Raw genomic sequence first — 11,097 nt, 5'->3', positions numbered from 1 at the left:
TTAAATCGGAACACTATGGTGCTCCGTTCGCTTCGATAGTCGAGGCAACGGAGAAACCCAGTGAATCGGAGAAACGAACTAGCCGGCGGCGTAGCCGGACTGGCTGTAACAGTGGGCGCGATCGCGTTCGGCAGCTATCTTTCGCACCGTCACAAGCGCAGGGGCGACGACGACGCGCCCGATTATGCCCGCAGGAAGCCCAAGGGCGATCTCGCCCAGGTGGGCCGGACGGTCACGATCCGCAAACCGCGATCAGAGCTGTTCGCCTATTGGCGCGACTTTTCGAACCTTTCCGCTTTCATGGAAAACCTGGATTCGGTGACGAAGGCCGGTGACGGCACTTTGGTGTGGACCATCAGGGCCCCCGCCGGCCGCACGGTCGACGTCAAGACCGAGATCGCCAGCGAGAAGCAGGACGAGCATATCGCCTGGCGATCGGTCGACGGTTCGGACATCGAGACGCATGGCGAAGTGCGCTTCACCGATGCGCCGGGCGACCGCGGCACGCGGGTCAGCCTGACGATGGCCTATAGCCCGCCCGCAGGCGCGGTAGGTCAGGCCATCGCCAAGCTGTACCTGCGCGAGCCCAATATCCAGGCCCGCCATGACCTCAAGCGATTGAAGATGCTGATGGAGACCGGCGAGATCTCGACATCGGCCCGCACGCGCGCGGAAACCCGCCGCGCCAAGCAGGAGAACGAATGATGCGCGCCCTTACCTGGCATGGAGCGAAAGACGTCCGCGTCGACACGGTCAGCGATCCCGAGATCGTCAATCCGCGCGACGCGATCATCAAGGTCACCAGCACCGCGATCTGTGGGTCGGACCTGCATTTGTACGACGGCGTGATCCCAGCGGTGAAGCCGGGCGACGTGCTCGGCCATGAATTCATGGGCGAAGTGGTCGAGACCGGCGCCAAGAGCACGCTGAAGAAAGGCCAGCGGGTTGTGGTGCCCTTCACCATCAGCTGCGGCGGCTGCTTTCACTGCAAGCAACAGCAATATTCCGCCTGCGACAATTCCAACCCCGCCGAAAAGCAGGACATGTCGGCCACGCTCTATGGCCAGCCGATGGCGGGCCTGTTCGGCTATTCCCACCTGACCGGCGGCTATTCGGGCGGGCAGGCGGAATATGTCCGCGTGCCCTATTCCGATTTCGGCCCGATCGTGGTGCCGGACCATCTTGACGACGACAAGGTATTGTTCCTGTCCGACATCCTGCCGACCGGCTGGATGGGCGCGGAAAACGCCGACATCCAGCCCGACGACACGGTCGCGGTCTGGGGTTGCGGTCCGGTGGGCCTGTTCGCGATCCAGTCGGCCATCGTGATGGGCGCATCGAAGGTGATCGCCATCGATCATTATCCCAACCGCCTTGCCCTGGCCAAGAAGCTGGGGGCCGAGATCATCGACTTCCGCGAAACCGACGTGCGCGAGGCGTTGATGGAAATGTCGGGCGGCATCGGGGTCGACGCCGTGATCGACGCGGTCGGCATGGAATCGCACGGCTTCGCGGTCGACAACATGATCGACATCGTGAAGCAGAAAGTCGGCATCGGCGCCGACCGCGCCAGCGCGCTGAAGCAGGCGATCATGGCGGTGCGCTTCGGCGGCAAGGTGTCTATCCCCGGCGTCTATGGCGGGATGACCGACAAATGGCCGCTGGGCGCGATGATGGAAAAGGGTCTGCAGCTGCGCGGCGGCCAGACCCACGTCCAGAAATACACCAAGGACCTGCTGGCCAAGATTGAGGACGGGACGCTCGATACCACCTTCCTGATCAGTCACCGCCTGCCGCTGGAACAAGCGTCGGAAGGCTACAAGAACTTCAAGGAACAGCAGAACGAGTGGACGAAAGTCGTCCTCAAGCCCGGAATGGAGAGCGGAACATGAGCAAGCATATCGACAAACTATCGGGCTTGTGCGTCATCACCGGAGCGTCCGCAGGCATCGGCCTGGAACTGGTCAAGCTTGCGGCACGCGACGGCTGCGAACTGATCCTGGCGGCCGACCGCGATCTTGCGGCGGCCGAAGCGGCGGCCAGGGAAGGCGGCGCATCGTCGGTCAAGACGGTCGAGGCCGACCTTGCGGGGCGCGAGGGACTGCAGGCGCTGGTCGCCGCCATCGGCGACCGCACGCCCGACGTGCTGATGGCCAATGCCGGCCACGGTCTTGGCGACGCGTTTCTGGACCAGGAATGGAGCGACATCGCGCATGTCATCCACACCAATGTGACGGGCACCACATGGCTGCTGCATAACGTGGGGCGCAAGATGCGTGCCGCGAACAAGGGGCGCATCCTGGTCACCGGATCGGTCGCGGGGCATATCCCGGGGGCGTTCCAGCTCGTCTACAACAGCACCAAGAGCTACATCGACTATTTCTGCTTCGGCCTGCGTAACGAGCTGAAGGAGACCGATGTGGTAATCAGCTGCCTGATGCCCGGCCCGACCGACACCGATTTCTTCGAGCGCGCCGGCATGGAGAACACCAATGTCGGCGAAAGCGACAAGGACGATCCGGCGATGGTCGCGCGCGCAGGATACAAGGCGATCCTGACCGGTGACGACCACACGGTCGCCGGCTTCATGAACAAGGTGCAGGACACGTTCGCGGGGATCATCCCCGATACCGTGCTGGCCCAGATGCATCGCCGCATGGCCGAGCCCCACGACGCCTGAAGGGTCCGCAGGCTGCGCGCCTATTCCATCGCCTGATAGATCAGTGTGCGCAGCTTGCCCTGCAGGTCATTGTCGCCCGAGGGGATCAGCTGGACCATGTATGACACGGTCATCCGCTCCTTCGGGTCGACCCAATAGGTGCTGTGGTAGGCGCCGCCCCAGGCAAATTCGCCTTCCGATCCCGGCTCGCCAGCCAGGCCCAGGTCCTCGCGGATCGCGAAGCCCAGGCCAAAGCCCATGCCCGGCGTATAGTCGACCGCATCGGCAAGATGGTTGACCGTCATCAGCTCCACCGTCTTGGGGCCTAGATAGCGCTTTCCGTCAAGCTCGCCCCCGCGGCGCATCATTTCCAGGAAACGGCTGTAATCGGCCGCCGTGGACAGCAGCCCCGCCCCGCCCGAAAAGGCCGCGCGCGGGCCGTTCAGATAGTGCCCCTGTCCATAGGGCCGCCCACTCGCATCGCCCGCATCGGGAGCGCGGCTGATGCCCTCGTCCTCATCCGCATAGACAACCGCCAGCCGGTCCGCCTTGTCGTCCGGCAGATAGAACGAGGTGTCGGTCATCCCCAGCGGATCGATCAGCCGTTCGCGCAGGAACGCGTCCAGCGTCTGCCCGCTGATCTTTTCGACCACCACGCCAAGGATGTCGGTGTTATAGCCATAGACGAAGGCCTCGCCCGGCTGGCGGTCCATCGGCAGCGCCGCCATGCGGGCGACCACGGCGGACACCGGCTCGTCACGGTCGGCGAAATACCAGTCGGTGATCCCCGCCTCGCGCCAGGCATCGGCGGCCGGGCCATAGCCATAGGATATGCCCGCCGTATGCGTCAGCAGGTCGCGGATCGTGATCGCCCGGTCGGCGGGTACGATGTCATAGCCGCCGCCATCGCGGGGGACCGCGACACTGGTCTGCTGCCATTCGGGCAGGAACTTGCCGACCGGATCGTTCAGCAGCAGCCTGCCCTCTTCCATCAGCATCATCACAGCGACGCTGGTCAGCGCCTTGCTCTGCGATGCGATGCGGAAGATCGTGTCCTCGCGCATGGGGGCGCGCGCTTCGCGGTCACGCCAGCCGACGGCCTGCGAATAGACGTCGCGCCCGTCCTGCCGGATCTTGACCCACGGCCCCGGCGATGCGGCCCTGCCGCGCATAATCCTGCAGCAGAGCGGTTATCCGCTCCAGCTTCTCCGGCGAGAGCTGGTGCGGCGCTTCCTGCACGGCGGCGCCGGATTGGGCGATGGTTGGCTGGGCGATGACTGGCTGGGCGGGGGCCGGCTGGGCAATAGCGGGACCGGCAAGCGTGGTGGCGGCCAGCAGCGAAAGAATGATCGAACGGGTCATGATCACGGCTCCAACGGGCAGAACGCGCCCTCAGGGTCGGTGGCGAGCCGCAAATCGGCAATGTCGACAATCAGCGGACCGCTGGCGGTCAGCGCAAAGGGGCTGGAGACACTGGCGACATCGGTCCCGGCGGCGGCGAAGCATTCCAGCGGCACCCGCACGGTGCGCCATTCGCCGGCGGCACCGAACAGGGCGCTCGCATCGATGGTACCCGATCCCAGCGACATGGTGACCGGACCGCTGGCGGGCTGCGCGACGCGATATTCGATCTGCAGCAGCACCTTGGCATTGGTCTCGCGCGTCAGGTCGAGGTCCGGCCCGGCGATCCGCGCGGTCGCTTCGGTTCCTGCGGGCCAGCTCAGCCGCACCGCGCCTTCCTGGGTCTGCGGCCCGTCAACCGGGCTGCGCGCGGCGGCGCTGCCTTCCTCCCATGCGAAGGGCGCGGGCACGCGGCCCCGCGCGAAGAACAGGCTGGTATTGGCAAGGCTGGCATCCACGCCTGCAACCTCGGCGAGCTGCGGCACGCTGCCGGGGCTGGCATAGGACAGGCCGTAGCCCAGCGGGAACAGCGGGTCGTAATCCGCGTCCCCGGCGTTCAGCGTGAACTGGCCCGCGGTTTTCGGCCAGCTGAACGACAGGCGGCCGGTGAAATCATGGCGCGGCGCGCCCTCCGCATCGGCGATCAGCACATCGGCGATGCCGCCGCCTTCCGATCCCGGCAGCCAGGCCGCGACAAACGCGTCGGACCGGTTAAGCTCGGGGTTCACCCACAGCGGGCGGCCCGACAGGAAGACCGAGACGGTGGGAATTCCCTGCGCCTTCAGCGTCTGCAGCAGTGCCAGCGCCTGCTTGTCGCCCGCCTGGAATTCCAGCGTGCGAACGTCGCCGCGCATCTCGGCATAGGGTTCCTCGCCGAATACCACGATGGCCGCGTCGGGGCGCCGGGTGAAGCTGCCGTCGGTGCTCAGCGTGGCGCTGCCGCCCGCGGCGCTGACAGCTTCCTGGATGCCCGAGAAGATCGACTGTCCATTGGGGAAATCGGCATTGGTGTTGCCATCGCCCTGCCAGCTCAGCGTCCAGCCGCCCGATTGCAGACCGATATCGTCCGCCGCAGGCCCTGCGACCAGCAGGTTCGCATCGGCTTTCAGCGGCAGCACGCCATCGTTCTTCAGCAGCACCAGCGACTTGCGCACCGCCTCGCGGGCAATCGCGCGGTGCTCGGCCGAACCGATTACCCCATCGCGATTGGTCCACGGGCGGGCCGCGTCGAACAGGCCCAGCCCGGCCTTGACGCGCAGGATGCGGCGGACCGCGTCGTCCACCCGCTCCATCGGGATCGTGCCTGCGCGCGCATGGGCCAGGTTGGTGTCGAAAAGCCCCTTCCAGCTGTCCGGCGCCATCGCCATATCCAGCCCGGCGATAAAGGTCTGGGGGCAATCGGTGGCGGTGCAGCCTTCGATCTGCGCATGGCCGTTCCAGTCGCCGACGACGAAACCGTCGAAGCCCATCCGCTCCTTCAGCACATCGGTCAGCAGCGATTCATTACCGTGCATCTTGCGGCCACGCCACGAATTGAACGAGGCCATGATCGACATGATCCCCGCCTCGATCGCGGGGGGATAGCCCGCGGCGTGAATGTCGACCAGCTCCTGCTCGGTCGCGGCATTGTCGCCTTGGTCGATGCCGCCGGTGGTTCCGCCGTCGCCCAGGAAATGCTTGGCGCTGCCCGCGATATAGCCGTCCTGGATCGTGCCCTCGCCGGGCTCGCCCTGAAGGCCGCGCGTCATCTCGCCCGCATAGGCGCGCACGATGGCCGGATCCTCGGAATAGCCTTCATAGGTGCGGCCCCAGCGGTCGTCCTGCGGTACCGCGACGGTGGGCGCGAAGGTCCAGTTGACGCCCGCGGCCGCCGCCTCGCGCGCGGTGGCAAGGCCGATGCGGCGGATCAGGTCCGGGTCGCGCGCCGCGCCCAGCCCGATGTTATGCGGAAACAGCGTCGCGCCCACGATATTGTTGTTGCCGTGCACCGCGTCCACGCCGAACAGCAGCGGGATCGCGACATGGCCTTGCCGCTGCTCCATCGCCACCCGCTCGAACGCCATCGCGGTGTCGGCCCAGTCCCTGCCGGGCGAACGGTCGGGCTTGCCCAGCGGCGCCGAACTGCCGCCAGCCAGCACCGAACCCAGCGGATAGCGGCGCAGATCCTCGGGCACGATCGAGGCGATGTCGGCCTGGATCATCTGTCCGATCTTTTCTTCAAGGCTCATGCGCGCGATCAGGCGGGTAATCATCGCCTCGGTCTCGGCATCGGTCAGCGCGTCCGGGCTGGCGATCTGCGGCCAGTTCGCCGGTTCGGCTTCCTGCGCCTGCGCGGGCTGCCACGCGGCCAGCGTCATCGCCGCCGCCAGCAACGCGAACTTGCGTGCGCCCGTCAATTTCCGTCGTGCCATTACCCCCGCATCCCTTTTCGCAGCCGTCACTTGCGCCGCACTGTCAGCGGCGATCCGTCATAGACAAGGCTGTATTCGTCGTTCTCGCCGAAATCGGGCGTGACAGCCCGGCCCGGTCCATGGAAGCGGACCGATACCGCGCGTTTCGCGGCCATGCCATCGAATTCGCCCTGCCGCGCGCCGATGGTCAGCGTGCCGCTCGCCTCGTCCCATTGCAGCGGGATTTCCGACCGCTTGCCCTGCTCGTAACTGCGGGTCGTGCCCTCGTCCTCGTGCCAGTTGAATGCGCCGTCGGCGCCGGTGAAGACATGCAGGACGACGGGACCGCCGGGCTGTTCGCCGGTGTGCTGGATCGCAGGGCCGGTCGGCACGATGGAGCCTGCGCGCACGAATACCGGTATGCTCTCCCGCGCGGCGGCGGCGGTGATCGCCTGCCCGCCGCGATGAAATGCGCCGCTGCGCCAGTCGTACCAGTCGGCGCCCGCAGGCAGATAGACCTCGCGCTCGCGCGCCTCGAACTCGGTGACAGGAGCGACCAGGAACGCCTTGCCGAACAGATACTGGTCGTCGATGTCCCAAACGCGGCGGTCACCGGCAAAATCCATCGCCAGCCCGCGCATGATCGACCCGTCGCGCCAATATGTGTCCGCCGCGACCGAGTAGATGTAGGGCATCAGCCGGTAACGCTCCTCGAGCGCGCCGATCATCGCGTCGTACATCGGCCGGTCGTCCTGCGCGAGTTCATAGACCTCGCGGAACGGGAATTCGCCGTGGCTGCGGAACAGCGGCGTCCACTGGCCGAACTGGAACCAGCGCAGGTTCAGCTCGCGCCATTCGTCCTGGTGCGCCGGGTCCTGCTGCGTATAGCGATCCTCGACCGAGAAGCCGCCGATGTCATGCGTCCAGTTGGGAATGCCCGACATCGACAGGTTCACGCCCGCCGAGATCTGGTCGCGCAGATCGTCCCAGCGCGCCGCGACATCGCCCGACCACAATGCCGAACTCGCCCGCTGGATTCCGCCGAAGCCGGATCGGGTGAGGATGAAAGGCCGCTTGTCCGGCTGCGCCTCGCGCAGGTTCTCGGCAAAGCCCAGCGCGTGGATCAGCGGATAGGAATTGAACACTGCCGCGCCCGGGCCGCGCGCGGTCGGGCCCATCTGGTACTTGCGCTCCTCGATCGAAAGGTTGGAATGCCAGTCCGGCTCCACCGCATCCAGCCACCATGCGTCGAAACCCTTCGACACCAGGGACTCGTCGATCTGCTTGAAATACAGGTCGCGCGCGTCCTTGGTATAGGGGTTGTAGAACGTGTTGGCATAGCCCGGCCCGACCCAGTCCTTCTGCCCAGCCTCAAGCGGCCGGCGATAGAGGAAGCCCTGCTCGTCCAGCTGCTTCCCGTATTCCGTGTCGGGATAGAACTTGGGCCAGACCGAGATCATGATGTTGCCGTCCAGCGCGTGCACCTCGTCCACCATGCGGTCGGGGTCGGCAAAGCGCGAGGCGTCGAATTCGTGGCTGCCCCACTTGGGATCTTCCCAGTAACGCCAGTCGAGCACGATATTGTCGATCGGGATCCGCCGCTCGCGATAGGTGCGCAGCACGTCCAGCAGCTGGTCCTGCGTGTCGTAGCGCTGGCGGCTCTGCCAGAAGCCATAGGCCCATTTGGGCAGCATGACCGCCTTGCCGGTCAGCGCGCGATAGCCCGCGATGGCCCCATCGATGCTGCCAACGCCCGCGACGAAGTAATAATCGATGCCCTTGCCCACTTCGGACGAGAGCCAGACCGAATGGCGATCCGCCTCGGGCAAGGGATCACTGCCGTATAGCGCGATATAGCCCTGGTTCGGTTCCCACTCGATCTTCAGCTCGACCGGCTGGCCCGCCGTCATCGGCAGTTCGAAATTGTGGAACCAGGGGTTCCAGTTCTGCCGCCAGCGATCCAGCACCTCCTCGCCATTGGCGAAGACCTTGACATAGCTCGACGAATAGAGCCGGAACTTGTGCGTGCCGGTCACGTCGGGCCGGACGGTGCCAGTCCAGACCACCTTCTGCTTCTGCGCCGAGATACCTGCGGTATTCTGCCCGCTTTCGGGCGTGGCGATGGTACCCGCCTTCGCCGCCTCGGGCCATTTCGCCTGGTCGCGAATGAACTGGTAGTTGATCGCGGGCTCGACCTGCCGCACCGCCAGATCGTCGCCGAGGTAATATTCCGCCTGCCAGCCGGGCTTGCCATCGGTGGTGACGGTCAGGCCTGCGTCCTTCGATCCGGCGCCGACAAGCTGCGGCGCACGCGGATCGCCGAAGCGGGTAATGGATTCGTTGTCCCACAGCAGCCCGTATCCCCGCGTCGAGACGAGGAAGGGCACCGCGATGTCCATGTTGTGCTGGGCGAGTTCGACGTCCTCGCCATTATAGTTCATCTGCCCGTTCTGGTGCTGGCCAAGGCCATAGATGCCCTCGTCCGTGCCGCGGTTGAACTGCTGGCTGATGGCGACGAAATCCTCGCCCTCGATGGTGACGGGCCGGAACGCGCCGCGCCCCGCCTCGTCCAGCAGCACCGTGCCGGCAGAGTCAAGGAACCGCACATGCCCATCGGCCAGCCGCACTTCGGCGGTGGCGGTGGGGGTCGCGATGGTGACCATCCCGCCGCTTTCGGTCAGGGTGAAATCGCCGTCTGGCTGTTCGGTCACCATCAGGCTCTCGGGCAGGTCGAAGCCCTCGTCCGGCACCGCGCTGACGCGGAAGCGGCCATCGCCATAGACCAGCACGCGCAGCTGCTCGGCAGGGCCGCTGTCGGGCGTGACGATCACGCCATGGTCCAGCCGCTCCACCTCCGCGGCGATGGCGGGAAGGGCGCTGGCCGACAATGCAAGCGCGGCAAGCGCGGAAATACGGGTCTTCATTGGCCGTGCCTTTTTACTGATAGCTGCCCATGGTGACCTTCAGGAGCACCGGCTGGCTGGTGAAATTTAATCCGTGATCGGTCTGGTCGCCGTTCCAAACGCGGCGCATGACAAAGCTGCCGTCCTCGGCGAGTGTGCCTTCCTCGACCCGCAGCATCGCGCTGCTCTGGCCAGGTGCGGCTTCGGCAAGGCCCAGATGGACGCGGGCATTCGAACCGGCGACAAGAAATTCGTCCGGCCCTGTCTGGACAAACACGGCGCCGCCCACTGGCTGCCCCTCGGTCGGGTGCGGATCGGATTTGAGCCACGGGGAATCGCGGTCGCCGAACTGCCATTCGCCATATTCGACATGCGCGGTCCAGCGGCCCATCCGCTGGCTCTGGCTGGAACCGTCGGATGGCTTGGCCGCGCCCCATGTCGGGCTGCGCGCGGCAACGCGCGCCCAGGCCCCCGCCATCGGCGCGAACAGGCGATATTTGGCGGCGAAAGCCTCCACCGTGTCCTCGTCCAGTTCCTTGGCGCCCAGCGGATAGTTGGAATAGCCGGTATCGTCCATGCCGAAGGGCGCAAAGCCGATCGCGCCATGCCCCAGCGCGGTCCACCAGAAGCGCGCATAATCCGCAGCATTGCCGATTTCCGGAATCATCAGCGCATTGTCGGGCCGGGCATAGAGGCGCATGACCTCCGCCACCTGCTGCTGGTCGCGCATGTAGATGTCGGGAGCGACGAAATCGATATGGGGGGCCGCCGCCTTCCAGATGTCGATGACCGGCATGTCCGGCCCGCCGCTTGCGCCCCCGCCCTCGCCCGGTGGCGAAAACGGATCGCTCAAAGCCGCATTGGCATACATCGGCAGGTCAAGCACCTCCTGCCCCGCGGCGGCAATCTCGTCGATATAGCGCGCGGTGTACCAGGAATTGAACGCGCTGTCGGCCAGCGGTCCGAACGCCTCGCGCCAGCTTCCCGACTTGCCGGTATGGCGCGCCAGTCCGGCGGGAATCGGGCCTGCGAACAGCTTTTCCGCTTCGGCCGAATGATCGCGTTTCTGGCCATAGACGCCGACTTCGTTCTCTGGCTGCACCATGATGACGGTGCGCTGGGGGTCATTGTCGCGCAGCCAGCGCATCAATTCGACAAAGGCGCGCTTGTCCGCCTCAAGCGTGGAGCGCGCGTGCGGCGACAGGGCATAATGCGCGTTGCCTTCTGCCGTGCGCATGCGCGGGAAGCGTTCGATATCGGTCTTCACCCACAGGGGCGCATAGGACGGCCCGGTGTTCTTCCACGTCGCGAACCACAGCAGCACCAGCCGCTTGTTCCGTTCGCGCGCGCCTTCGACCAGCGCCTCGAGATAGCTATAGTCGAAACGCCCTTCCTCGGGCTCGAACTGTTCCCAGGCGATGGGGATTTCCAGCGTATTGGCGTGCAGCCGTTCCATCATCGGCCACACCTGCGGCAGCACGGCGGGGTAGTTGCTGGAATTATTGGCCTGCGCGCCCAGCATCAGGAACGGCTCGCCATCCACCATCAGCAGGTGCTTGCCATTCGCACTCTCGATCCGGGGAAGAGGTTGCTGCGCGAAGGCCGCCAGCGGCGTCAGGGCAATGGATCCGGCCAGCGCGCCACACAAGAAAATCGCCTTCATCGTCCCCTCTTCGTTGACCGTTTCCGGCTCTGGCCGAACAGTGCCGCCAACAAGGGCATTGCGCAAGCGCCTTTTTTCCAG

At 65.7% G+C, this 11,097-nt stretch carries 8 protein-coding genes; 3 read left to right on the top strand and 5 right to left on the bottom strand.

What is annotated here, in order from left to right:
* Nucleotides 1–60 precede the first annotated feature (60 nt).
* The 3 genes from A9D14_RS16935 to A9D14_RS16925 are packed head-to-tail and all read left to right on the top strand — an operon-like array spanning nucleotide 61 to nucleotide 2,680.
* Nucleotides 61–705, top strand: a complete 645-nt coding sequence (locus A9D14_RS16935) for an SRPBCC family protein (protein ID WP_066850514.1) — start codon at nucleotides 61–63, stop codon at nucleotides 703–705.
* Complete coding sequence (locus A9D14_RS16930) at nucleotides 705–1,892, top strand: zinc-dependent alcohol dehydrogenase (RefSeq protein WP_066850720.1); 1,188 nt, start codon at nucleotides 705–707, stop codon at nucleotides 1,890–1,892. Before A9D14_RS16935 ends, A9D14_RS16930 begins: the two co-directional genes overlap by 1 nt.
* Nucleotides 1,889–2,680 (top strand): SDR family NAD(P)-dependent oxidoreductase, encoded by a 792-nt coding sequence (locus A9D14_RS16925; RefSeq protein ID WP_066850512.1) that lies wholly within the window; start codon nucleotides 1,889–1,891, stop codon nucleotides 2,678–2,680. The genes A9D14_RS16930 and A9D14_RS16925 overlap by 4 nt, the downstream gene beginning before the upstream one ends.
* A gap of 20 nt (nucleotides 2,681–2,700) precedes the next feature.
* Here A9D14_RS16925 and A9D14_RS16920 read toward each other — a convergent pair whose 3' ends face one another.
* The 5 genes from A9D14_RS16920 to A9D14_RS16905 are packed head-to-tail and all read right to left on the bottom strand — an operon-like array spanning nucleotide 2,701 to nucleotide 11,016.
* Nucleotides 2,701–3,831 carry a serine hydrolase domain-containing protein gene (locus A9D14_RS16920; protein ID WP_066850510.1) on the bottom strand — a complete coding sequence of 377 codons (1,131 nt, stop codon included), beginning with the start codon at nucleotides 3,829–3,831 and terminating at the stop codon, nucleotides 2,701–2,703.
* On the bottom strand, nucleotides 3,743–4,021 hold the full coding sequence (locus A9D14_RS20210) for a hypothetical protein (protein WP_232469017.1): 279 nt from the start codon (nucleotides 4,019–4,021) through the stop codon (nucleotides 3,743–3,745). The genes A9D14_RS16920 and A9D14_RS20210 overlap by 89 nt, the downstream gene beginning before the upstream one ends.
* Nucleotides 4,022–4,023: 2 nt before the next feature.
* Complete coding sequence (locus A9D14_RS16915) at nucleotides 4,024–6,471, bottom strand: glycoside hydrolase family 3 protein (protein WP_066850508.1); 2,448 nt, start codon at nucleotides 6,469–6,471, stop codon at nucleotides 4,024–4,026.
* Between the two features lie 26 nt (nucleotides 6,472–6,497).
* Complete coding sequence (locus tag A9D14_RS16910) at nucleotides 6,498–9,374, bottom strand: glycoside hydrolase family 31 protein (RefSeq protein WP_066850506.1); 2,877 nt, start codon at nucleotides 9,372–9,374, stop codon at nucleotides 6,498–6,500.
* A gap of 13 nt (nucleotides 9,375–9,387) precedes the next feature.
* Nucleotides 9,388–11,016: a DUF5597 domain-containing protein gene (locus A9D14_RS16905; RefSeq protein ID WP_066850502.1), complete on the bottom strand. Its 1,629-nt coding sequence runs from the start codon at nucleotides 11,014–11,016 to the stop codon at nucleotides 9,388–9,390.
* Nucleotides 11,017–11,097 lie beyond the last annotated feature (81 nt).

Source organism: Croceicoccus marinus (genome assembly GCF_001661675.2).
Lineage (GTDB): Bacteria > Pseudomonadota > Alphaproteobacteria > Sphingomonadales > Sphingomonadaceae > Croceicoccus > Croceicoccus marinus.
Note: the sequence above shows the minus strand (reverse complement) of the source record. Positions and strands in the feature narration are given on the sequence as shown.